Source organism: Kluyvera sp. 1366, assembly GCF_054823405.1.
Map to the genome: position 1 here is coordinate 149,522 of NZ_JBTRDW010000001.1, position 22,452 is coordinate 171,973.

Annotated in this window: 21 protein-coding genes and 1 riboswitch; of the genes, 13 read left to right on the plus strand and 8 right to left on the minus strand. The window is 54.7% G+C overall.

The window, feature by feature from the left end; translation table 11 throughout:
- Positions 1 to 47 precede the first annotated feature (47 nt).
- Complete coding sequence (locus tag ACVLVH_RS00710) at positions 48 to 938, minus strand: ABC transporter six-transmembrane domain-containing protein (protein ID WP_110866708.1); 891 nt, start codon at positions 936 to 938, stop codon at positions 48 to 50.
- Between the two features lie 86 nt (positions 939 to 1,024).
- On the opposite strand from ACVLVH_RS00710, the gene ACVLVH_RS00715 reads away from it, so the two are divergent.
- Complete coding sequence (locus tag ACVLVH_RS00715; protein WP_498948360.1) at positions 1,025 to 1,606, plus strand: TetR/AcrR family transcriptional regulator; 582 nt, start codon at positions 1,025 to 1,027, stop codon at positions 1,604 to 1,606.
- 461 nt (positions 1,607 to 2,067) lie between these two features.
- Entirely contained in the window at positions 2,068 to 3,237 is a 1,170-nt protein-coding gene (locus ACVLVH_RS00720; protein WP_137387222.1) for an ROK family transcriptional regulator, read from the plus strand.
- A gap of 8 nt (positions 3,238 to 3,245) precedes the next feature.
- Here ACVLVH_RS00720 and ACVLVH_RS00725 read toward each other — a convergent pair whose 3' ends face one another.
- On the minus strand, positions 3,246 to 4,673 hold the full coding sequence (locus tag ACVLVH_RS00725; RefSeq protein WP_277975105.1) for an amino acid permease: 1,428 nt from the start codon (positions 4,671 to 4,673) through the stop codon (positions 3,246 to 3,248).
- 492 nt (positions 4,674 to 5,165) lie between these two features.
- On the opposite strand from ACVLVH_RS00725, the gene ACVLVH_RS00730 reads away from it, so the two are divergent.
- A complete protein-coding gene (locus tag ACVLVH_RS00730; protein ID WP_110866711.1) occupies positions 5,166 to 6,440 on the plus strand; it encodes a Glu/Leu/Phe/Val family dehydrogenase in 1,275 nt (424 codons plus the stop codon).
- A gap of 75 nt (positions 6,441 to 6,515) precedes the next feature.
- On the opposite strand, the gene ACVLVH_RS00735 is transcribed toward ACVLVH_RS00730, so the two are convergent.
- Positions 6,516 to 6,806, minus strand: coding sequence for a hypothetical protein (locus tag ACVLVH_RS00735; protein WP_101761060.1), 291 nt, complete (start codon positions 6,804 to 6,806; stop codon positions 6,516 to 6,518).
- Between the two features lie 362 nt (positions 6,807 to 7,168).
- On the opposite strand from ACVLVH_RS00735, the gene ACVLVH_RS00740 reads away from it, so the two are divergent.
- Entirely contained in the window at positions 7,169 to 7,381 is a 213-nt protein-coding gene (locus ACVLVH_RS00740; protein WP_192413270.1) for a hypothetical protein, read from the plus strand.
- Positions 7,382 to 7,489: 108 nt separating this feature from the next.
- On the opposite strand, the gene ACVLVH_RS00745 is transcribed toward ACVLVH_RS00740, so the two are convergent.
- From ACVLVH_RS00745 to ACVLVH_RS00755, 3 genes are read right to left on the minus strand one after another with little or no spacing between them, the layout of a single operon-like run.
- The gene (locus tag ACVLVH_RS00745) at positions 7,490 to 9,292 is read right to left on the minus strand and encodes an ABC transporter ATP-binding protein (protein ID WP_309837328.1); all 1,803 of its coding nucleotides are present in this window, start codon (positions 9,290 to 9,292) and stop codon (positions 7,490 to 7,492) included.
- The gene (locus ACVLVH_RS00750; protein ID WP_498948362.1) at positions 9,289 to 10,731 is read right to left on the minus strand and encodes a M81 family metallopeptidase; all 1,443 of its coding nucleotides are present in this window, start codon (positions 10,729 to 10,731) and stop codon (positions 9,289 to 9,291) included. The genes ACVLVH_RS00745 and ACVLVH_RS00750 overlap by 4 nt, the downstream gene beginning before the upstream one ends.
- An 11-nt stretch (positions 10,732 to 10,742) precedes the next feature.
- Positions 10,743 to 11,876 (minus strand): ROK family transcriptional regulator, encoded by a 1,134-nt coding sequence (locus ACVLVH_RS00755; protein ID WP_101761056.1) that lies wholly within the window; start codon positions 11,874 to 11,876, stop codon positions 10,743 to 10,745.
- Between the two features lie 201 nt (positions 11,877 to 12,077).
- Between ACVLVH_RS00755 and ACVLVH_RS00760 the strand changes: the two genes are divergently transcribed.
- The 5 genes from ACVLVH_RS00760 to ACVLVH_RS00780 all read left to right on the plus strand — a co-directional run bounded on the left by ACVLVH_RS00760 (position 12,078) and on the right by ACVLVH_RS00780 (position 17,740).
- Positions 12,078 to 13,613, plus strand: coding sequence for an ABC transporter substrate-binding protein (locus ACVLVH_RS00760; RefSeq protein ID WP_498948363.1), 1,536 nt, complete (start codon positions 12,078 to 12,080; stop codon positions 13,611 to 13,613).
- An 18-nt stretch (positions 13,614 to 13,631) separates the two neighbouring features.
- Positions 13,632 to 14,552: an ABC transporter permease gene (locus ACVLVH_RS00765; protein ID WP_137387229.1), complete on the plus strand. Its 921-nt coding sequence runs from the start codon at positions 13,632 to 13,634 to the stop codon at positions 14,550 to 14,552.
- Positions 14,552 to 15,418 carry an ABC transporter permease gene (locus tag ACVLVH_RS00770; protein WP_137387230.1) on the plus strand — a complete coding sequence of 289 codons (867 nt, stop codon included), beginning with the start codon at positions 14,552 to 14,554 and terminating at the stop codon, positions 15,416 to 15,418. Before ACVLVH_RS00765 ends, ACVLVH_RS00770 begins: the two co-directional genes overlap by 1 nt.
- The gene (locus ACVLVH_RS00775) at positions 15,415 to 16,359 is read left to right on the plus strand and encodes an ROK family protein (RefSeq protein ID WP_498948365.1); all 945 of its coding nucleotides are present in this window, start codon (positions 15,415 to 15,417) and stop codon (positions 16,357 to 16,359) included. Before ACVLVH_RS00770 ends, ACVLVH_RS00775 begins: the two co-directional genes overlap by 4 nt.
- Before the next feature lie 148 nt (positions 16,360 to 16,507).
- Entirely contained in the window at positions 16,508 to 17,740 is a 1,233-nt protein-coding gene (locus ACVLVH_RS00780) for an MFS transporter (RefSeq protein WP_101761051.1), read from the plus strand.
- A gap of 104 nt (positions 17,741 to 17,844) precedes the next feature.
- Here ACVLVH_RS00780 and ACVLVH_RS00785 read toward each other — a convergent pair whose 3' ends face one another.
- Positions 17,845 to 18,720, minus strand: a complete 876-nt coding sequence (locus tag ACVLVH_RS00785) for a LysR family transcriptional regulator (protein ID WP_498948366.1) — start codon at positions 18,718 to 18,720, stop codon at positions 17,845 to 17,847.
- A gap of 123 nt (positions 18,721 to 18,843) precedes the next feature.
- Between ACVLVH_RS00785 and ACVLVH_RS00790 the strand changes: the two genes are divergently transcribed.
- On the plus strand, positions 18,844 to 19,569 hold the full coding sequence (locus ACVLVH_RS00790; RefSeq protein WP_101761049.1) for a pirin family protein: 726 nt from the start codon (positions 18,844 to 18,846) through the stop codon (positions 19,567 to 19,569).
- A gap of 129 nt (positions 19,570 to 19,698) precedes the next feature.
- Here ACVLVH_RS00790 and ACVLVH_RS00795 read toward each other — a convergent pair whose 3' ends face one another.
- Entirely contained in the window at positions 19,699 to 20,136 is a 438-nt protein-coding gene (locus tag ACVLVH_RS00795) for a 6,7-dimethyl-8-ribityllumazine synthase (RefSeq protein WP_101761750.1), read from the minus strand.
- Between the two features lie 175 nt (positions 20,137 to 20,311).
- A riboswitch (TPP riboswitch) is annotated at positions 20,312 to 20,431 on the plus strand.
- A 129-nt stretch (positions 20,432 to 20,560) separates the two neighbouring features.
- On the opposite strand from ACVLVH_RS00795, the gene ACVLVH_RS00800 reads away from it, so the two are divergent.
- From ACVLVH_RS00800 to ACVLVH_RS00810, 3 genes are read left to right on the plus strand one after another with little or no spacing between them, the layout of a single operon-like run.
- The gene (locus tag ACVLVH_RS00800; RefSeq protein ID WP_498948368.1) at positions 20,561 to 21,505 is read left to right on the plus strand and encodes an FAD-dependent oxidoreductase; all 945 of its coding nucleotides are present in this window, start codon (positions 20,561 to 20,563) and stop codon (positions 21,503 to 21,505) included.
- Entirely contained in the window at positions 21,489 to 21,686 is a 198-nt protein-coding gene (gene thiS / locus ACVLVH_RS00805; RefSeq protein ID WP_101761748.1) for a sulfur carrier protein ThiS, read from the plus strand. The genes ACVLVH_RS00800 and thiS overlap by 17 nt, the downstream gene beginning before the upstream one ends.
- A 3-nt stretch (positions 21,687 to 21,689) precedes the next feature.
- Positions 21,690 to 22,448 carry a thiazole synthase gene (locus ACVLVH_RS00810; protein ID WP_210081959.1) on the plus strand — a complete coding sequence of 253 codons (759 nt, stop codon included), beginning with the start codon at positions 21,690 to 21,692 and terminating at the stop codon, positions 22,446 to 22,448.
- The last annotated feature ends 4 nt before the right edge of the window (positions 22,449 to 22,452 follow it).

Sequence of the window (22,452 nt, forward strand, 5' to 3'; positions counted from 1 at the left end):
CGGAATATCCGGGAATTAAGCAGTAAAATTTGCAGTGTGCGTTAGGATCAGATTTGTTCCGTATGGACGCGGCGGCCGATATCACTCAGCTGGGAGTATTTCTCCAGCAGTTGAGGGCCATTATCCAGGCTGGTAGCGAACATCCACATATAGGTCATGACCGAATAAATGTGCCCGGCACTGATCCCCGTTGTCTGCGTCATCCAGATAATGGTCAGACTAAATAGCATGGCGACAAGCACGCCGATTGACAGATATCCCATTGCTTCGCGATCGGAGAGGCGTATGCGTAATCTGGCGAGCGTGGAGTAATGTCGCTGTAAAGATAACGATGTCGCCCTGCTAACAAAATCAACCTCTTTTTCCAGCCGATTATTGAGTTTGTTATAGAGCACTTCATTTTTACGGGCAAAACCAGGCAGGAAACAGGCCAGTAAAGCCAGGATGACCAAACAGGCAATACCCGCCCAGAATTCGATAATCAGCAACATTACTGCGGCACCCATCATCGAAAACAGCGAAGTGATGAGCATAGGAAAGTGCAGTTCAAAAAAATCAACAAACTCTCTCGACAACACAACCCGTGCTGCAACGGTTGAATGATTAAAGTTATTTTTACGTTGAGTCTTAATCACGGATACCGCCAGGGCCGCATAAATCCTGGCAAAAGTGCGGGTATCAACGCTTCTGCGCGCTGCACCCAGACACCAGATAAATAAGATCAATACGCCATAGAGCATCGCATTTATCGTCTGCCCGGACATGATGGCGTTAATGGAGACGCCAGCCAGAATCGGATACAACAGATAAGTGACGTTTTCGGCAACGACCAATAAAAAAGTAAAGAACAGCTTTTTGCGGTAGCGGTTAGCCAGTGATTTCAGCGTGCCGGAGGCGCTTGTGGTCGGGGAGATAGCCTTTATATTTTCAGTGTTCATGAGTGGTACTTCTGTTAAAATAGAGCAAGTGCTCAATAATGGTATATGTTATTTGAGCAACTGCTCAAAGTCAACTGAGGTAAGAGATGAACGCTAAATCTGAGCTAATGAAAGAGAAAATTCTTAATGCGGTTATTGAGTTATTTACAGAGAAGGGTATTGATAAGGTTAAAACGCGAGATGTAACAGAGTATCTGGGCCTATCACGAAGCCATATTTACCATTATTTTAAAGACTGGCAGTCGCTGAGTCTCGCGGCAGTAACAAGTTTTATCAATGCAGAAATTAAGGAATTTCGTCTCATCATTCAGCCTTTATCCGCCAGGCAAAAATTGCAGGAATTTATTAACGGGATGATTACCGATGCCCCCGACCCGACCCGTAAATTATATGGTTCCTTATGGTTACTCTCTACCCATGACGAAGCTTACGCGAGTCTGATGCAAACCTTTCTGGATGAGTGGCATGAGGTGCTGGCAAACATTATTCAGACAGGCATGGACGAGCAGTCGTTCCGAAGTGTTGATGTGCACCGCGTAGCGCGCCAGTTGGATGCAATGCTGTTTGGTTATAGTGAGCAGATCTTAACCCTGCCATCTAAAGGCTTAGTAGAGCAGGCGAAGGAAGATATCGACGATTTTATCCATAGAAACATACTAACATGCTGATAAAACATTAATTTAGCGTGACGGCCCTGAACTGCAAGGGTGGAGCGGTCAAGACTTAGGGGCGGCAGAAGCGTTTTGCTTCAACTCTGTCTCCTGCAAGCCCCCCGGATGAATATGTTTAAATTATGAAGTGGGCTATAAAACGGGAAAAAGCTCTACTAGCAACATCCACTGCTGGGGCTAACCAAATACAAATGCAGAGCCATGCCCGTTCATCATTTATTTCAGACGACAACTCATTCATTCGTAACAGGCGCGGTTTTCGCATCGTTGTTAACCGGCCTGGTAGTCGTGGCAGGTTGGCTTTTTATCAAATAATCGTTGGGATGGTCACCAAGAGTTAAAATTCGACATCCCTGCCTCAACCATTCACCTGCCCGAAAGGATTGTAAAATGTGTGTACGATCAGAGATATTGATGCGGCTATTCGCAGCGCAGGTGACGAAAGGGAAGGGAGCAAGGTGAAAACGTCGGGAACCAATCTGGAACACGCACGGGCGCACAATCGCCGCGTGATCATTGAAGCTATTCGCCTGCACGGCGAATTGACCCGCGCCGAGCTGGCTCGTCTCACCGCCCTGACGCCGCAAACCGTGTCGAATATCGTGGCTGAGCTGGAGCAGGCCGAACTGCTCACCAGCCGTGCGCCGCGCAAACAAGGACGCGGGCAACCGGCAATTCCGGTGACGCTTAATCCCGCCAGCGCCTTTTCGATCGGCATCCATCTTGATCACCAAACGTTGCTGATTGTGCTGGTGGATCTCACCGGCGAAATTCATTTCCGCCGCCTGATTCTGGTACAAAAACCCCAGCCGGATGCCACATTAGCGCGCATCGCCGACGTGCTCAGCGAAATTAAAACGCAGCTGGGCGATCGCTGGCAGAAAGTGCTGGGCATTGGCGTGGTGATGCCCGGTCCGTTTGGTGTTGAGGGCATCTCGTCGATGGGGCCGACCACGCTGCACGGCTGGGAACAGGTGGATATCGAAGCCAAACTCGCCGCGATGAGCGGCGTGCCGGTGACGTTGGAAAACGACGCCACGGTGGCAGCAATTGGTGAGCGTTTTCATGGCGTCGCGCGTCAGCTCAATTCGTTTGTCTATCTCTACATCGGCACCGGTTTAGGCGCGGGCATCATCATGGATGGCCACGTCTATAGCGGCCATGCGCATAACGCCGGCGAAGTCGGGCATGTGGTGGTGGAGCCGGGCGGACGCGAATGTTACTGCGGCAATCACGGCTGTTTAGAACGCTATGTTTCACTGCAGGCGGCGTACGAGTTTTGCGGGCTCGATCCGATGACCGCTTTGCCGGAAGATTTGCTGGAAGTCGATCCGGCGCTGTTCGATAAATGGATCGATAGCGTGTTAACGCCGCTGCGTCAGGCGATTAACCTGCTGGAATGCATCTTCGATGCCGAGAGCGTGATAATCGGCGGCATGATGCCTGCGGTGCTGCTGGATAAAATCATGCGTCGCCTGCCGCCGCTCTATCAGTCAGTGCGCGGTCGCTACCTCACCGGAACACGCGTAAAGATCGGTATGACCGGCAGCGATACCGCCGCGCTGGGTGCCGCCGCGCTGCCGATTTTCGACGAGTTCAATCCACAGTTTAACGTGTTGATGAAGTAGCGGCCTAATCATGCCGCTACCTTCACTGCCGTTTTCCGCTTCTCCTTCATCTTCCAGCAAAGCCACAGCGCAATGAACCACACCGGCGAAGCGGCTAGCGCGGCGAGCGTGTCGGAATCAAATATCATGATCACTACCGAAAACAGGAAGAACATCAGCGTCGCCCACGCCATCATCCTGCCGCCGGGCATCTTAAATTTGGATTTTTGATGCAGATCCGGACGCTGCCGGCGGTACACCAGATAAGAGACCAGAATCATACCCCAGCAATAGATCACCAGAATGGCGGCCAGCGTCGAAACGATGGTGAACAGTGTTGTCACATTCGGCACCAGGAACAGCAGCAAGGTGCCGCTCAGCATGCAGAAGCAGGAGAACAGCAGGCTGCGCAGCGGGATACGCGTGGTGCGTGAAAGAATACGAAACTGCCAGTGCGCATGCTTCTCGATCGATAAGCCGTATAACATGCGGGTGCTGGAGTAGACGCCGCTATTGGCGGAAGACATCGCCGAGGTGAGTGCGACGAAATTAATGATCGCTGCCGCCGCAGGCAAGCCGGCTTTGGCAAACAGCGTCACGAACGGGCTGGTATCCGGCGATACCCCTTGCCAGGACGTCACCGCGATGATCACCATCATCGAGAGCAAGTAGAAAATCACAATCCGCAGCGGCAGAGAGTTGATCGCGCGCGGCAAAATTTTCTCGGGATCGCGCGTTTCTGCCGTCATGGTGCCGAGCAGCTCAATGCCGGTGTAAGAGAAAATCGCGATCTGAAAACCAGCCAGAAAACCGGTGATGCCATGCGGCATGAACACCGCAGGATCGGTGAGGTTGTGCACCGAGGCTTTAACGCCATCCGGCGAGGTCCAGCCGGTAAATACCATCCATCCGCCGGTGATGATCAGCGCGATGATGGTGATCACTTTGATCAGCGCAAACCAGAATTCAGCTTCACCAAAAGCCTTCACCGACAACATGTTAAACAGACACAAAATACCGAGGGTAAATAACGCGGGTATCCACGCCGACATTTCCGGGAACCAATACTGCATATACGCGCCGCATACCACCACATCGGCGATGCAGGTTACCACCCAACTTAGCCAGTACGACCAACCGAGAAAGAAGCTGGCTTTGGGGCCGAGATAATCACTGACAAAATCGGCAAACGAGCGATAGTCGAGCCGACTTAGCAGCACTTCCCCCATTGCCCGCATCACCATATAGCTAAAAAAACCCACCAATAGGTAGATGATTAATATCGAGGTTCCGGCTACCGCAATATTGCGTCCCGCGCCCATAAACAGCCCGGTACCGATCGATCCGCCCAGCGCGATCATCTGAATATGGCGTTCGCTCAGCCCTCGCTGCAGTTTTTGCGGGGCGTCGTGAGCCCGAGCAGGCTGAATCTGCCCTTGTGTAGGTTTGTTAGACACAATGATTCCTTCAGTCTGGCGAAAAGACGCATGACGATGCCTGCCCGCAAGCATCAATGGCAAATATGGGTTGAACCTTAAAGAGGCACGTTTAAATAGATGAAAGAAAAACGAAATTAATAAAACGCTAATTCATGATGGAGGTTTCCAGCTGGGTTTTACTCATCGTGGTGGCGAGTGTTAACAAAGTCAATGCGGAAAAATAACAGTTTATTCACTTTTTGATGACCATCAAAGAACTGAAAAATAGGGATAAAATCAAAATTTATGCAATTAAGTGCATAATTAATGCATGGATATGCGCCATATGTGGCTCTTTTTTAATGCTTAGTTATTCATTTATTCAGGCATTTTTGTGTCGAAAAAGTTAAACCCCTCTTATTTGGCCTGACCCGCTTGTCTGAAAAGGTGTTAAATTACTTTCCGTCTAGTGCAATGCATTACCTTTCCACGTCTTTTCAATATAAATAACTCTGAACCTACAGGCTTCTCATGGAAAAGTTATCTTACGCTTCTGAAAGCAGTACATCTCCCTGGACTACCTACCTGAGCCAAATTGACCGTGTTGCGCCTCATCTTGGTGAATTGTCTCGCTGGATAGAAACCCTGCGCCACCCCAAAAGAGCACTGATTGTCGACATCCCGGTGCAGATGGATGACGGCTCGATTCGCCACTTCGAAGGCTATCGCGTACAGCACAATCTCTCACGCGGGCCGGGCAAAGGGGGCGTGCGTTACCATCCTGCTGTCGATTTGAATGAAGTGATGGCGCTATCCGCCTGGATGACCATCAAGTGTGCGGCGGTTAACCTGCCTTATGGCGGCGCCAAAGGCGGCATCCGTGTCGATCCGCACTCGCTGTCTGAAGGTGAACTGGAGCGATTAACCCGCCGCTACACCAGTGAAATCGGCTTGATTATTGGCCCGCAGAAAGATATTCCCGCACCCGATGTCGGCACCAATGGCAAAGTGATGGCGTGGATGATGGATACCTACTCCATGAATCACGGCACCACCATCACCGGTGTGGTCACCGGTAAACCGATCCATCTTGGCGGCTCGTTAGGGCGTGAGAAAGCGACGGGGCGTGGCGTATTTATTACCGGTCGGGAAGTGGCACAACGCTCCAATATCACCATTGAAGGCGCACGCGTGGCGCTGCAGGGCTTTGGTAATGTCGGTAGCGAAGCCGCGCGTCTGTTCGCCGAAGCCGGTGCGCGTGTGGTGGTGATTCAGGATCACACCGCAACCTTACTCAACGAAGGCGGTATTGACTTAGCCGCGTTGACTGCATGGCAGATCGAACATAAACAGATTGCTGGCTTCCCTGGCGCGCGAGAGATCGACAGAGAGCAGTTCTGGACCACTGCCATGGATATTCTGATCCCGGCGGCGCTGGAAGGACAAATTACCCGCGAGCGCGCAGAAGTTATTAGTGCCAAACTGGTACTGGAAGGGGCAAACGGCCCAACTTATCCGGATGCAGATGATATGCTCGCGAGTCGCGGCGTGCAGGTGGTGCCAGACGTAATCTGTAACGCTGGCGGGGTAACGGTGAGTTACTTCGAATGGGTGCAGGATATGGCGAGTTTCTTCTGGAGCGAAGATGAGATTAACCAGCGTATGGACCGCATCATGACCGAAGCCATGGTTCACGTTTGGGACAAGGCCGCCGAAAAGCGCTGCTCGCTGCGCACTGCCGCTTATATCGTTGCCTGCGAACGTATTTTACTGGCACGTAAAGATCGCGGTATTTATCCGGGCTAATTAATTATATTTTAAGTTTATTTAAATCAAAGGATAAACGCCTTCGTAGTGGGCAGAGGGCGTTTATATTCGCTATTAAGCGAGGTTTACGCCGCGTAAACCTGACCAGCACCTTGCGGCGGATTGAGTAATCATCACCGAAGGATCCTCACTGAACTCGCTCACCAAAGTCACCACCCGGTCGGTTAAACTCCTTATATTCTCGCTGCCTACATAAACGTATTCATTGGTGGGTAACACATAAGTGTAGCCTTTCTCGCACACCAAGCTACGCGCGAAACCATTCTCAAGCATCGCATAGAGCAATTCAATTTGCGCGCCAGCGGTGGGTTCTTTCAATTCGATACGGATAGTATAACTGAGCATGATATTATCTCCGGTGGCTTAATTTAAGTTTACTTAAGTTTAATTGACCAGAAATGAATTTCATTTTTTTAAGATAAATCTTAGCGCGAATTTATAAGTGATGACCGCCGTTAACAGTAAATACTGGCCCTATTAAGCGCAGCGACAAAAAGGGTTAAATAATAGTTATTAAATTACTCTTTTATTACGTTCGGCTTAAATAAGTTTATTTTTAATTAAAGACAGCCGACTCCACGCAGACTATAATTATTTTATGGCTCACTTTGGGCTGATTACTAAAAAGTGTACAAATAGTATCCGCAACGGGCGATTTTAAAGATTTTTATTAATTAGTATTTATCTCTGCCCATGAGGAGTAGCGGATGAACTTAAGCATCACGGATTTTTATGTCTTTAGTCAGGCAGATACAGAAGGGTGCTGCAATCTACACCGCGATAGTTGCCGCCTGGCTCCTGCCTATGATAATCGTGTGTTCATGGGATCATTTTATTCTCCTGACCATGCCTGGCAATATTTCCATACGCATTATCCCGACTGCCGAGCGGTATTTTGCCTGTTGTGTATGAAACAATAATGCGGGAAACATTCTGCACGGATCGATAGGTAATCACAGATTGTCGCAGGGTCGCCATTCATGGCGACCTGCTTCCATGTGCGCATTAATACGCACCCTAAAAAGCGCTTACTCCATTACCCAATGCCCCTCACTCACCTCACGATAACGTCGCGCTTCGGGCACAAATCCCAATGCACGCACCGGGCTTTTCAGCTCGCTGATGTCAATCTGGCGCTTCACATGACGTCGCGCCGGATCGGGCACCGGCACCGACGACAGTAATTTGCGCGTGTAATCATGCTGCGGATTTTCAAATATTGCCGCGCGCGGGCCGATCTCGACGATTTCACCCAGCAGCATCACCGCCACGCGATGACTGATGCGCTCAACCACCGCCATATCGTGGGAAATAAACAGATACGACAAGCCGAGGCTCTGTTGCAGGTCGAGCAGCAGATTGATGATTTGCGCTTTCACCGTGACATCCAGCGCCGACACCGATTCATCGGCGATGATCATTTTTGGATCAAGCATCAATGCGCGAGCAATGCAGATACGCTGGCGCTGGCCGCCGGAAAATTCGTGCGGATAGCGTTTCATCATGTCAGCGGATAACCCGACGCGCTCCATCAGCGAGGCGGCTTTCGTGCGCGCCTCGGTTTTGCTGCCTAAACGATGTTGCAGAAAAGGCTCGGTAAGCGCTTCCAGCACCGACATGCGCGGATTGAGGCTGGCAAATGGATCCTGAAAAATCATCTGCATGGCGCGGCGCAAAGTGCGCAGCTCATGAACAGAAAGATTCAGTACGTCGTAACCATCAAAGGCCACTTCACCCGCGTCGGGTGTGACGAGGCGCGTCAGTGAACGTCCGGTGGTGGATTTTCCACAGCCCGATTCACCAACCAGCGACAAGGTTTCGCCCGGCATTAGATCAAACGAGATGTTCTCCACCGCATGTACCGCGCCGGTTTTGCGGCTGAATACGCCTTCGTGGATGCTGAAGCGGGTGCTGAGATTTTTCACCGACAGCAGCGGCTGCTGCGATGTCGATACAGGGTTGGTCTCAGATGCGTCGCGCGGGTCAAAGGAAAACTTACGCGGCCCAGCAATGCCGCGCATTGCACCAAGCTGCGGCACGGTCGCAATCAGCGTGCGGGTGTAATCGGCAGCGGGCGCGGAAAAAATCGCGGGGGTGGTGCCGGTTTCCATCACATCGCCTTGATACATCACCAGCGTGCGATCCGACACTTCTGCCACCACGCCCATATCGTGGGTGATAAACAGCACCGCCGTGCCTTCCTCTTCCTGCAACGTCTTGATCAGGTCAAGAATCTGCCCCTGAATGGTGACGTCCAGCGCGGTGGTCGGTTCATCGGCAATCAGCAGTTTTGGCCGCAGCGCCAGCGCCATCGCAATCATCACGCGCTGGCGCATGCCGCCGGAAAAGTGGTGCGGATAATCATTGAAGCGTTTCGCCGCGTTGGGAATACGCACTTTCTCCAGCAGCCGAATGGTCTCTTCACGCGCGACGCGTTTACTGATTTTGCGGTGATTGATCAGCGCCTCAGCAATTTGATTGCCGATGGTGAACGACGGATTCAGGCTGGTCATCGGCTCCTGAAAAATCATCGCCACCGCATTGCCGCGAATGTCACGCATGGTGGATTCACTCAGCGTCAGCAGATCGACGCCGTTCAGCAGCACTTTGCCGCTGACCCGCGCGTGGCGCATGTTGAGTAAGCGCATGATCGCCATCGAGGTGACGCTTTTCCCCGAACCGGATTCACCGACAATCGCCAGCGTTTCACCGGCATTAACGGTGAGCGACAGGTTCTTCACCACCTCGCGCCAGTGATCCTCAACGCGAAAGGCGACGGTCAGATTTTCGATGCGCAGCACCGGTTCGACTGCTGAAGCGGGCGCGTTCATTTCGCTGCCATAAAGCGTGCCGATAAGTGGCTAACCGGCAGATAAGTGAAATCGGTATCGAACGGATAGGCGGGCTGCAATTTGCGCTTGCGGGTTAAGCGCTCCACATATTGATCGACCACGCCTTCTGACAGCGCCATCAGGTTGGGATTAGCCAGCGGTGCCAGCTCCGGCGACAGATAACCGGACTTTACCACCACGATTTTGGCCGCGGCGGGATCGAGGCCGAGCAGGGCGAAATCCGCCAGGTTGTGATAAGGACGGCGGCGATCGGCGACCACCAGCGTGATGCCGCCGGTTTGCAGCAGCGCCTGTTTCGCCAGCGAACGCGGATCATCGCTGAGATGTTTCACCACAAATTCGGCCTGCACTTTGCCGCCCGCCGGATCTAGCGACGCGCCAACGGTCAGCGTTAAGCTTGCGCCAACGCCAGCAGCAAAGGCCGCGTCAGTGGCCGGTTTATCGGTGATACCAGCCACGATCACCTGCTGCGCATCCTGGCGAATCAGTTCCGCCAACACATCCGCGCGATCGCCGACGCCGCCGCCGGTGGGATTATCCCCAGAATCAGCCAGAATCACCGGCGCGGTTTCGCTGGCGATGGCCATGCTGACGCACTCTTCAATGCTGCCGGTGACGCAGCCAAAGCTGAACTCATCGCGCGCCTGCCAGTAAGCCAGCGCCAGTTTAGCCGCCTGTTCCGCCAGCACATCGGCATCGATGCCGGTCATGATCGCGGCGGCGGTGGCGCGCGGTTCATCGGCCCAGACGTAACCGACCATCAGCGATGCGTCCCAGATGTGCTCCAACTGGTTTATCGCGGGCAAGCGGGCATACAAACTTTTCGCCGGTTCATCTTCGGTGCTGGTGCGCTCGCCGGGTAACACCACTGGAATCGGCGCCCACACCACGCCAGGTTTGACGCCGGTTTGCAGGCTTTTCACCAGCATCGATACTGAGCGACGCATGGTCTCTTCCACATCAATGTGCGGCGCAGTGCGATAGGTCGAGAACATATCAATGGCATCGATGATGCGTTGCGTAACGTTGCCATGCAGATCGTAGCTGACGGTGATCGGGCAGTTCGCGCCGACCAGCTCGCGCGTGGCGCTGATCCAGTCGCCTTCGGCATCTTCCATACCTTCAACATAAACCGCACCGTGCATCGCGAGATAAACGCCATCCACCGGCAAATGTGCCGCGAGGCGCGTCAGGAAATCCTGCTTAAAATCGTCGTAGGTGACGCGCGCCACCGGACCACCGGCGATGGCGCGCGCGTGGAAAGTCGGCAGAAACTCGGCATCATAATCCTGCAAAAAGGCGAAATAAGGATTGGTGGTCAGTTCATCCCCGCGCACGATGCGGAAGTCGTCGGCATAATTCAGCACCGGATTATAAGTACTGCACTCAGTATGAATGCCACCAAAAGCAATGCGCATAGCAGCCTCCGCTAGTCGGGTAAGTGAATGATAAAACGATACGCCGCCACACTGGCTGCGGCTCTGGCCCAGCTCTCTTCGTTGATCACCATGCTGGCGATCGGTGTTTTGCCGATAATCGACGGCAGCACATGGCTGTCGATGGCCTGCATCACCACGGTTTTTAGCAATCCATCAAACGCATTGGGCTGATGCGCAATCACAATCAACTCGGGATCGTTCATCTGGATAATATTGGCGATGGATAAGCCCAGCGCATGACCGGCCTGATGCAAAATGGCAATCGCCGCGCTGTTACCTTTCACCGCCAGCGCTTCCAATTCGGTAATCGATTCACACTCTAGCGCTTTATCACGCACGCTTTCGCGGATGGCGGTTAACGAGGCCAGCGTATCGAGGCAGCCGCGTTTGCCGCAGCGGCAGGGACGTCCGCCGGGCTCGATGGTGCAGTGGGCGATTTCACCGGCAGCGCCGTGCGCGCCCCGATGCAGTTGGCCCTGAAAGAAATGCGCCGACCCAATGCCATCACCGTGCGAAATCAGGGTGAAGTTGCGCGCCTTTTTTGCCACGCCGAAAATCTTCTCGCTCACCGCCAGCGCTTTGGCATCGTTCTCTAAGGATACTTCCAGCCCGGTTTGCTGTTTTAGCAGTTCCGCCAGCGGCACGTTCTTCCAGCCCAGCAGCGCCGACTGCACGCAAATCGCCTGATGTTCATCGACAAAGCCGGAAAGCGTCACGCCCAGGCCAATCAGCTGATCCTGCGTAATTGATTTCTGCGCAATCAGGTCCGGGATTGCCGCTGCAATGGTTTTGGCCAGCTGCGGCGGATCGAGATTCAACGGCATCTGGGTGGCGGCCAGCGTGCGGCCGTGCATATCAATCAGCACCAATACCACGCGTTCGTCCAGCAGCGAGGCACCGAGAAAATAGGCGCTGTCGGCACGCATTTTTAATAACACCGATGGGCGACCCTGGCCGCTGGATTCCGGAATACTCTCTTCCAGCAATCCGGCCTGCAGCATCTCTTTCACCAGCGTGCTAATTGCGGCTTTGCTTAATTTCATTTTTTCCGCAAGCACGGTGCGGCTCATGCCATGCGACGCAATAAGTAAGCGCAGAATTTGTTGCTGGTGGGCATTGAGCATTGAAGTTCTCACAGCGTTAGCACTATGCGCTGACAATAATAAGGACAGAAAACAAATACAACGCTATTTAGTTAAATTTCTGAATGCAGATCTGATTATAAGTAAATTATATGAACCAACCTATTGGCTTTTGTTTAGTGAGTGTGGCTTATATAGCGTGGATATTTCACCGATCGTTTCAATGATTCATTGAGGGCCTTCATGGAAAGCAAAAATAAGCATTTCAAGGTACTGACGCTGGCCGGCTGTTTACTGGCGTCGATGGCGAGCGCCTCCGTTTTTGCCAGCCAGCTGGTGATCATGCAGAACGAACCACCGCGCAGCATGGATCCTGGCAACCAAACCGCGACCTTTACCGGCACGGTGCTGGACCCAATGTACGAAGGCCTGACGCGTCTCGGTGATGACGGCAAAATCATTCCGGCATTGGCATTATCCTGGACATCCGATGACAGCGGACTTAACTGGACCTTTACCCTGCGACCCAATGTGAAATTCCACGACGGCACGCCCTTTAATGCCGATGCGGTAGTGGAAAACTTCCAGCGTCATTTAAATACGCAGCGCGGTTTAGCGGGTAGTGGGAAAATTCGCACCTTTATTCAGGACGTGAAGAAAAAAGACGATCTTACCGTCACGTTTCAGCTGAAAAAAATTAATCCGGCTTTTTTAACTGTTTTAGCCTCCGGCCCAGGATTAATGGTGAGCCCAAAAGCGGACAAGGCGGGCAGTATTAACAATAAAGCCGACGGCACCGGGCCCTATAAACTGGTGCAGTACAAATCTGGTGAATATGTACTTGAACAAAAGAATCCCGACTATTGGGGAAAATCTTCCGGGCCGGATGAAATTAAATGGACGTGGAGCAGCGAGCCTTCGGTGATGAATATGGCGCTGCAATCGGGTCAGGTTGATATTATTAACCCGGTGCCGCCGCAGTTTGCCGGCATGTTGAAAAACAACGCCAACGTAAATCTTAAACAGTCGCCGGGCGCGGCGGTGTTCTGGGTCGATCTCAATACCCAAAGCAAAGCGCTGAGCGATGTGCGCGTGCGTCAGGCGCTGAATTTCGCCACCGACCAGCAGGCGCTGGTGAAAGCCATCATGTTTGGTTATGCGCAACCGGCAAACTCCGCGTTGGCACCGGTCGATCCCAACTACGACAATAGCTTGCATAACTATCCGTACGATCTGCAAAAAGCCAAAGATTTGCTGAAAGCGGCGGGCTATGCCGACGGTTTCCCGATGTCGATTGCGGTGCAGGCGCCGGATGCGCGTACCGCACAAGTGCTGCAGGGCATGTGGAGCAAAATCGGCGTGAAACTTAACGTGCGCCAGATGGAGAGCGGCGTGTGGACCAAAGCAGCATTTGCTGATGGCAAAGAGAAAGCCGCGCAGGGCACCGATGCGGTGCTGGCGTCCTGGTCTTCCGGTTTATATGGCTCGGATCTGCAGCTGCGTCCGCTGTATCACACCAGCAGCTTTGCGCCGGGCGGGGCTAATCTGGGCTTCTTCAGCGACAAGCAAACCGATGATCTGATCGATACCGCCGCATCCACACTCGACGATGCCAAACGCAAAGATCTCTATTTCCAGGCGCAAAAACAGATCAGCGGATTAGCGCCGCAGGTGCTGCTGTTCTATCAGGACGATCTCTATGCCACACGTAAAAATATCAGCGGCGTGGTTATGCAGCCGGGCGGACAAATCGTCGTGCGCGACGCAGTGAAGCAATAACCTCATGGCTGATGTGATATGAAAGCGTACGTCGCAAAAAAGGTGCTTTCGCTGCCGTTAATCATTTTCGGCGTGTCGATTATCGTGTTTATCGCCATCCGCGCGCTGCCGGGCGATCCGGCGCGGCTGATGGCGGGACCGGAAGCGCCGCAGGAAGCGGTGGACAGTATGCGCGTGCGGCTCGGGCTCGATCAGCCGCTGCCGCTGCAATACGTCAGGTTCGCGGCGGAAGCGCTGCACGGCAACCTTGGCTTGTCGTTGCAGTCGCAGCGTCCGGTGATGACGGAGATCAGCGAGCGTTTGCCGTACACCTTATCGCTGGCGGCGCTGGCGTATCTGCTGGCGATTGCGATAGGTGTTCCGGCGGGCATGACCGGCGCCATTTATCGCCAGCGGATTCCGGATCAAATCGTGATGGTGCTGACCATTGCCGGTGCGTCGATTGCCAACTTCTGGCTGGCGCTACTGGCGATGAATTACTTCGCGGTCGAGTTGGGCTGGTTACCGCTGCTGGGCGCCGATTCGTGGAAAAATTACATCATGCCCACGGTTACGCTGGCAATCCTGCCGATGGCGATGATCGCCCGCATGACGCGTTCCAGCATGCTGGATGTGCTGAGTCAGGATTACATCCGTACCGCCAGAGCCAAGGGATTATCCTCCGCCAGCATTAACTGGAAGCATGCGCTGCGAAATGCACTGATCCCGATTGTCACCATTGTGGCGCTCAACTTCGGCAGCCTGATTGGCGGCGCGGTGGTCACTGAATCGGTGTTCAATTGGCCGGGCATTGGCCGCTTGCTGGTGGATTCGGTGCGCTACCGCGATTATCCGGTGATTCAGGGCGTGACGCTGGTGGCCGTGACTGGCGTGGTGCTGATGAATCTGGTGGGCGAAATCCTGATTGGCTTGCTCAATCCAAAAATAAGGTTCGACTGATGAACAGCATTGATACTTCCGTGCTGCCGCCGCGTTCGCGCAGCCGACACCTGATCAGCACTTTACTGGCAAATCCGTCCATTGCCATCGGCGGTGCGTTAGTGCTGCTGGTGGTGCTCGCTGCTGCGCTGGCTCCGCTGATTACCCATTGGGATCCAGTGGAGCAGGATCTGCTCAACACCTTGCAAGCGCCATCGGCCGCGCACTGGTTTGGCACCGACGATTATGGCCGCGATATTTTTTCGCGCGTGATTTACGGCGCGCGTATCACGCTGTTTGAAGTGAGCCTCAGCGTCGCGATCTCCATGGTGATCGGTATTCCGCTCGGCATCATTTCCGGCTTAGCGGGACGCAAGATGGATGCGCTGATCATGTGGGTAATGGATATCATCTTCGCCTTTCCCGGCATCGTGCTGGCGATTTTGATCGTTAGCGTGCTCGGCGAAGGACTGACCAATATGCTGATCGCCATTTCACTGTTTTCGATTCCGGTGTATGCGCGTCTAAGCCGCAACCTGACGTTGGGCCTGAAGAACATGGAGTACATCGAAGCGGCGCATATGCTCGGGGTGCGCTATCCGCGCATCATTACACACTACATTCTGCGCAACTCAATTGGACCGCTGATTGTACAATCCACGCTGACGGCGGGCGCGGTGGTGCTGTCCGCCGCCAGTTTGTCCTTCCTCGGTTTAGGCGTGCAGCCACCGATGCCGGAGTGGGGCACCATGATGAGCGATGGGCGCAACTTCCTCGGCCTGAATATTTATGTGTCACTCTTCCCTGGATTGGCGATTTTGATTACCGTGCTGGGCTTCAATGTGCTGGGCGACGGTTTGCGTGATGTGATGGATAAACGTTTATGAGAAGACAATCTGCGGTGATTTGCCTCGATCTGGGCGGCTCTTTTATCAAGCTAGGCGTGATGAATGCGCAGGATCAATTAATCCTGCTCGATCAGCATAAAATTCCGGCTACCAGCTGGGACGATTTCACCGCGCTGGTACGTCGCATGATAGCCCAGCATCACCTGCAGTTTACCGCCAGCAGTGCGGTCGCGATCTCCACCGCGGGCATTGTGGCACCTGAAACTGGCGAGATATTTGCCAGCAATATTCCCGCGTTTCACCAGCGCAGTTTGGCGAACGAGCTGGGCGCGCTGCTGCAACGCCGGGTGATTGTGCATAACGATGCCGACTGCTTCACGCTGGCGGAAGCGCTGGCGGGCGCGGGAAAAGGTCACAAAGTGGTGTTTGGCGCGATTCTGGGTTCGGGCGTTGGCGGCGGATTGGTGGCAGATGGCCGCATCATTACCGGGCAAAACGGATTGACCGGCGAATGGGGACATGGGCCGATCACGTTAACCGAAGTGGAGATTGATGGCGTCACGCGGCGACTGCCGCGTAAGGCGTGTCCATGCGGGCAAAAGGGCTGTCTCGACAGCTACGGCGGTGCGCGCGGGCTGGAAAATCTGCATCAGACGTTACATGACCGCACGGCGAGCAGCGTTGAGATTATCGAATGCTGGCAGCAGCAGGATGCGCTGGCGCAGCAAACCGTTCAGGCATGGCTGCAAATTGTCGGTCAGCCGCTGGCATACACCATCAATATCACCGGCGCGTCGCGCGTGGCGGTGGGCGGCGGATTGGCATCGGTGGCTCCGCTGATCGCGGCGTTAAATGAGGTGGTGCAGGGTTACGTATTACGCCGCACCGCACATCGTCTGGTGGTGCCAGGTGAGTTCGCGCATCACGGCGGCATGATGGGCGCAGCGCTGTTGGCGCTGCAGAATACGCACACTCTGTAGTGGGGCGATTTATCGCGCAATGAATTGCGCCGCTACGGAAGCGGGATTTTGCGCTATCATAAGCCGCTCACTCTGCTCAGTCCTGACGATGATTGTTTCAGGCAATCACGATCCTGACTGAGTTCTTCACTTGCGGTTCGGAAAACTCATGTCATCAGTACAACCCCAACTTACTCAGCTGCCGGATGAGGCATCGCTGCCGCGTCAGAGCGTGCTAAAAGCTTTGTTCGCGCTCGGCACCGGCGGCTTTGCCATTGGTACCGGCGAATTCGTCATCATGGGACTGCTGCCCGATGCAGCCAAAGGTCTCAACGTATCGATCCCCTCGGCCGGGCATCTCATCAGCATCTATGCGCTGGGCGTGGTGATTGGTGCGCCGCTGCTGGCGGTGCTGGGCGCGCGCGCTTCACGTCGTAATTTCCTGATGACGCTAATGGGCCTGTTTGCCGCCGGCAACCTGCTGAGCGCCATAGCGCCGGGATACTACTCGATGCTGCTGGCGCGTTTCCTCGCCGGTTTCCCACATGGCACCTTCTTCGGCGTGGCGGCGCTGGTCGCAGCCGGTTTGGTTGAACGGCGCAAACGCGCGCAAGCGGTCTCGATGGTGCTGTTCGGCCTGACCATCGCCAACTTACTCGGCGTGCCCGCCGTCACCGCTATCGGCCAATGGTTTGGTTGGCGCGATGCCTTTGCCATTGTCGGCGGTCTGGCGCTGGTGACCTTGCTGCTGATCTGGCTGTGGGTGCCAAACGTAGCGGGCGACAAAAATGCCAGCCCGCTGCGCGAATTGTCGGCGCTGACGCGCAAACAGGTACTGCTGACGCTGGCGATTGGCGCGGTGGGCAGCGGCGGTTTGTTTTCGGTGTTTAGCTACGTGAAGCCGACCATGACCGAACTGGCGCAGATGCCGGTGAGCTGGATCCCGGCGGTGCTGGCGTTGTTTGGTTTAGGCATGATCATCGGTAACATCGCTGGCGGTCGTCTGGCCGATCGCGGCATTGAAAAGACCATCCGCATTTTGCTGATCTGGTCATTTTTGGTGCTCAGCGCCTTCGTGTTTGCCGCGCATTATGCGCTGGCAGGTGCCATCAACGTCATGCTGGTGGGCACCATGGTAGCGCTGGCGGCGGTGTTGCAGATCCGTTTGATGGATGTTGCCGGTGATGCGCAAACCATGGCGGCGGCAATGAACCATTCGGCGTTTAACCTCGCTAACGCGCTCGGTGCATGGCTGGGCGGCGTGACCATTTCAGCTGGTCTGGGATGGCAATCCACCGGTTGGGTAGGCGCGATTCTGGCGGTGTTGGGTCTGCTGATCCATGCGGTGGCGATGCGCGATGCGCGCCGTAAATCGATTACCTTTGCACACGAAAGTCATTAACACCCTACCTACCGTAGCGGCGCGATATATTACGTATTGCCGGGATGGGCACATTGCCGCCCTTGATATGCGCATTAGATCGCGCCGCAACGGGGACTTAATTTTTACGCCAACTTCTGCTGCAAAAATGTCATAAACACCCGATTGATCTCACTGCGCTGACGGTGCTGCGGATAGAGCGCATTGAGATGGAGCGAGGTCGGCTGCCACTCTTCCAGCACCTTCACCAGCTCACCGCTCGCCAGCGCTGGCGCCACAATAAACTCTGGCAGCATAATCAGACCCAATCCGGCCACTGCTGCGTCGCACAGCATTTCCCCGTTATTACTCACCATCGGCCCATGCACGCTAATCACTTTGCGCTGGTCGCCGTTAAACAGTTCCCAGCCGGTCTGGCTTTCGCGCCCGTAGCGCAGACACAAATGCTCGCTCAGCTCCTCCGGCGTTCGCGGTGCGCCTGCGCCCTGCAGGTAGGACGGGCTGCCGCAGATCACGCGGCGGAACTCGCCCAGTCGCCTGGCGATCAAACTCGAATCTGGCAGCGTACCGATGCGAATCGCCATATCAAATCCTTCACCCACCATATCGACATGCCGATCCGCCAGCTCAACCTGAAACTGCAACCCCGGATGCTGGCTGAGAAACTCGGCAATAAACGGCGACAAATGGCTGATACCAAACGACATCGGCACGCTCAGGCGGAAGCTGCCCTGCAGCACCTGACGACGCCCCGATACCGCTAGCTCGGCTTCCTGCACATCATCCAGAATGCGCTGCGCGTGCTGCGCAAACAGCTGGCCGTTATCGGTTACCGACAACTTCCGCGTGTTGCGATTCAGCAGCCGCGCGCCAAGCGATTCCTCCAGCGCGGCGATGCGGCGGCTGACATACTGCTTCGACAGCATCAGCTGTTCGGCGGCAGCGGTGAAGTTGCCGGCTTTGATGACGGCTACATAAATACGGAGATCTTCAATCTGCATATTGTCCACTTATCGGTGACAGTCATTGTCATTTTGACGCATTGTTAGGCAAATCAGTTTACGTATACTTGTTTGCAACGGGAAGGGCAATCGCCCCCCAACAGCAAATTTGAGGAGCAGACCATGATTGAACAACGCCTGTCAGAACAACGCGGAGTGGGTGACCACGGTTGGTTGAATTCGCATCATACGTTCTCTTTTGCCAGTTACTGGGATCCAAAACAAACCGGCTTCTCAGACTTGCTGGTGATCAATGATGACCGCGTTGCACCGGGTCGCGGTTTTGGTGCGCATCCGCACAACAACATGGAGATCATCTCCTACGTGCTGGAAGGCGCGCTGGAGCATAAAGATTCCATGGGCACCGGTTCGGTGATTGTGCCGGGTGATGTGCAGCTAATGAGCGCCGGCAGCGGCGTCACGCACAGCGAGTTTAACCACTCGAAAACGGACAACGTGCACTTCCTGCAAATCTGGATTGTGCCTGGCGAGCGTAATTCGCCTCCCGGTTATCAGCAGATTTCAGTGGCGGAACGTGACAAACGCGGTCAGCTGCGCCTGATTATTTCGCCGGCAGGGGATAACGGTTCACTCAGCGTGCGTCAGGATATTCGCGTTTATGCCGGACTGTTCGACGGTGTCGAGCAGCAAACCTTCGCGTTGGATGCCGATCGTTACGCCTATATTCACGTGGCTCGCGGCAGCATCGAAGTGAACGGCGTGAAGTTCAAAGAGGGCGACGGTGCACGCGTTCGCAACGAAAGCGCGCTGCAGTTTGCTAACGGTGATGATGCGGAAGTGCTGGTGTTTGATTTGCGTCCGCTGGAAGTGAATCATCCACAGCGTTAATGACGAATAGCTGATACTTTATTCGTAAGACTATTTTACGAGATGATTAGCACTATTCTGAAAATGAGCCGTTGAAGGTCATCATAAATAAAAAGGGAGCGCCTGAAGAGGTGCTCCCTTTTTAATGCATCAATCAATCGACAAATTATGGATCGCTAACACCGCGCGTGCCGCTTCTTTGCCTTTCTTAATGAAATGCTCGGTATAGAAGTTTTCAATCACATCAACCGGCTGGAAATTATGTGGCGTCAATGAAACGGAGAACACCGGTACGTTGGTGGTCAGCTGCACATTCATCAAGCCATCAACCACCGCAGCGGCAACGAAATCATGGCGATAGATACCGCCGTCAACCACCAGCGCAGCGCAGACAATCGCATCGTATTTGCCGGTTTCGGCCAGACGCTTAGCCAGCAGCGGCATTTCAAATGCGCCAGGCACTTCCAGCACTTTTAATTCCGCTTCTACGGATTGATCGGCTAATTCTTTTTCAAAACCCACCAGGGCATTATGGACAATTTCTTTGTGCCAGCCGGCTTTAATAAATGCAATTTTAATATTGTTCATGGTTATTCCGACATCACCTGTAATCTGTTCTTGCGCATAAAATAATGTGTTTGTATACCATATGTTACGTTTGTGATCCACAAAGCCTAAGTAGCGATAAATGCCGTGATGCTAAATGCCACGTAAAGCATCCGGTTATTCCGCGCTTGACGGCGACCATCGCCTGCAATACAAATAGACGCGTCGGGGGAGTCTCGCCAAAGAGACTGAGAGGCTAATAGCGCACTGCGCGGTTTAGCGACCCTTTGAACCTGACCCAGTTGATACTGGCGTAGGAAGACTGACAGTCTTGTTTTTTGGGCTGTCTGGCGCTCAAACAATCTCGATGGACGCGCCATTTCCCTTCTCCTGTATCTGCGGGTCTCAGCTAACACTGAGAGGCCGATGTGAATTCCCCCTGTTTGAACATCCTGGAACCGGCGCTGTGAGCCGCTGGAGCGTGCTTGGCTGCGGCGTGGCGGGCCTATGCGTAGCCACTTTGCTGGCGGAACGCGGTGAAGACGTTGAGGTGATGGGCGATGACGCGCGCCGCCCGGCATCGTGGTTTGCTGGCGGCATGCTGGCGCCCTGGTGTGAAGCCGAAAGCGCGCCGCGCGATGTTATCACTGTTGGGCAACACGCCGCCGCGTGGTGGCAACAGCGCGTCAGCAGCGTCGAGCATCAGGGCACGTTGGTGGTTGCGCCGCCGCGCGATAGCCAGGAACTCAACCGTTTCGCCCGCATGACCGAGCAGCATCAATGGGTCGATCCCGCCAACATTGAACCGGCGCTGGAAGGGCGCTTTGCGCGCGGTCTGTTTTTCGCCGGGGAAGCGCATCTCGATCCGCGTCTGGCGTTGCAGGAGATGCGTGACGCGCTGATCGCCCGCGGCGTGTCATTCAGCAATCACGCGCCGAGCGGCCAAATTATCGATTGTCGCGGCATCCACGCCGCGCCGCAACTGCCGCGCCTGCGTGCGGTGCGCGGCGAGATGCTGATTTTGCACAGCGATGAAGTGCAGTTTTCCCGCCCGATTCGTCTGCTGCATCCGCGTTTTCCCTGCTATCTGGTGCCGCGTCGCGGCGGCCACTTTATGCTCGGCGCCACCATGATTGAGAGCGACGATGCCAGCGCCATCAGCGCGCGCGCCATGATGGAGTTACTCAGCGCCGCCTATGCCATCCATCCCGCCTTAGCCGAAGCGCGCGTGATTGAGAGCGGTAGCGGGCTGCGTCCGGCCTATCCGGCGAATCTGCCGGAAATCGACTATCACAATCACACCTTTTATCTCAACGGCATGTATCGCCACGGTTTTCTGCTGGCGCCAATGCTGGCAGAGCAGCTAATGCAACGCATTTCTGGGGAACTTAATAATGAATATTCAGCTTAACGGCCGCCTCATCAACACCCAGGCAACAAGCCTGAGCGAATTGCTGATCGAGCAGCAAATTGATGTGGCCTGCGTCGCCACCGCCTACAACGGTGCGTTTGTGCCAAAAAGTCAGTACGACACGCAGCGGCTGGATGAAGGTTGCCAGCTCGAAGTGCTGTCACCGATGCAGGGAGGTTAAGCGATGTTTTACGATTTTGAACCGCAATCACGCTTCCTGCTCGGCACCGCTGGCTATCCTTCGCCCGCTATTTTGCAGCAGGCGATTGCCGCCTCCGGTACCGACATCATCACCGTCAGTTTGCGTCGCGAAGGTGCGGCTGGCGCGGCATTCCGCGAACTGCTAACCGGCCTTAACATCCGCGTGTTACCGAATACCGCCGGTTGTCACACGGTAAAAGAGGCCGTCACCACCGCGCACATGGCGCGCGAACTGTTCAACACCGCGTGGATCAAACTGGAAGTGATTGGTCACGCCGACACGCTGCAACCCGATCCTTTCGCACTGGTGGAAGCCGCGCGCATCCTCAGCGCAGAGGGTTTTCAGGTATTTCCGTACACCACCGAAGATCTGATCGTCGGCGAAAAGCTGCTGGCAGCGGGTTGCGAACTGTTGATGCCGTGGGGCGCGCCGATTGGTTCCGGCCAGGGTTTGCGCAATATCGACGGCCTGCGCGCCATGCGCGCGTGGTTCAGCGACATCCCGCTGATCATTGATGCGGGCATTGGCGCGCCGTCGCAGGCGGCGCAGGCGATGGAGATGGGCTTCGATGGCATTTTGCTCAACACCGCCGTCGCCAAAGCCGGCGATCCAATCGGCATGGCCAACGCCTTCCGGCTGGCGATTGAAGCCGGACAAGCCGCGCGCGCTGCCGGACTGATGGAGAAGCGCGATATGGCAGCCGCGTCCACGCCGATCTTCGGCCTGGCAAATCTGAGTTAAGGAC

Excerpts from the sequence above, each read along its gene's own strand:
- ACVLVH_RS00785 (WP_498948366.1), bottom strand. The coding sequence starts at position 18,720 with ATGCAGATTGAAGATCTCCGTATTTATGTAGCCGTCATCAAAGCCGGC.
- ACVLVH_RS00745 (WP_309837328.1), bottom strand. The coding sequence starts at position 9,292 with ATGAACGCGCCCGCTTCAGCAGTCGAACCGGTGCTGCGCATCGAAAAT.
- ACVLVH_RS00810 (WP_210081959.1), top strand. The coding sequence starts at position 21,690 with ATGTTTTACGATTTTGAACCGCAATCACGCTTCCTGCTCGGCACCGCT.
- ACVLVH_RS00795 (WP_101761750.1), bottom strand. The coding sequence starts at position 20,136 with ATGAACAATATTAAAATTGCATTTATTAAAGCCGGCTGGCACAAAGAA.
- ACVLVH_RS00715 (WP_498948360.1), top strand. The coding sequence starts at position 1,025 with ATGAACGCTAAATCTGAGCTAATGAAAGAGAAAATTCTTAATGCGGTT.
- ACVLVH_RS00755 (WP_101761056.1), bottom strand. The coding sequence starts at position 11,876 with ATGCTCAATGCCCACCAGCAACAAATTCTGCGCTTACTTATTGCGTCG.
- ACVLVH_RS00750 (WP_498948362.1), bottom strand. The coding sequence starts at position 10,731 with ATGCGCATTGCTTTTGGTGGCATTCATACTGAGTGCAGTACTTATAAT.
- ACVLVH_RS00790 (WP_101761049.1), top strand. The coding sequence starts at position 18,844 with ATGATTGAACAACGCCTGTCAGAACAACGCGGAGTGGGTGACCACGGT.
- ACVLVH_RS00775 (WP_498948365.1), top strand. The coding sequence starts at position 15,415 with ATGAGAAGACAATCTGCGGTGATTTGCCTCGATCTGGGCGGCTCTTTT.
- ACVLVH_RS00760 (WP_498948363.1), top strand. The coding sequence starts at position 12,078 with ATGGAAAGCAAAAATAAGCATTTCAAGGTACTGACGCTGGCCGGCTGT.
- thiS (WP_101761748.1), top strand. The coding sequence starts at position 21,489 with ATGAATATTCAGCTTAACGGCCGCCTCATCAACACCCAGGCAACAAGC.
- ACVLVH_RS00780 (WP_101761051.1), top strand. The coding sequence starts at position 16,508 with ATGTCATCAGTACAACCCCAACTTACTCAGCTGCCGGATGAGGCATCG.
- ACVLVH_RS00740 (WP_192413270.1), top strand. The coding sequence starts at position 7,169 with ATGAACTTAAGCATCACGGATTTTTATGTCTTTAGTCAGGCAGATACA.
- ACVLVH_RS00710 (WP_110866708.1), bottom strand. The coding sequence starts at position 938 with ATGAACACTGAAAATATAAAGGCTATCTCCCCGACCACAAGCGCCTCC.
- ACVLVH_RS00730 (WP_110866711.1), top strand. The coding sequence starts at position 5,166 with ATGGAAAAGTTATCTTACGCTTCTGAAAGCAGTACATCTCCCTGGACT.
- ACVLVH_RS00735 (WP_101761060.1), bottom strand. The coding sequence starts at position 6,806 with ATGCTCAGTTATACTATCCGTATCGAATTGAAAGAACCCACCGCTGGC.
- ACVLVH_RS00765 (WP_137387229.1), top strand. The coding sequence starts at position 13,632 with ATGAAAGCGTACGTCGCAAAAAAGGTGCTTTCGCTGCCGTTAATCATT.
- ACVLVH_RS00770 (WP_137387230.1), top strand. The coding sequence starts at position 14,552 with ATGAACAGCATTGATACTTCCGTGCTGCCGCCGCGTTCGCGCAGCCGA.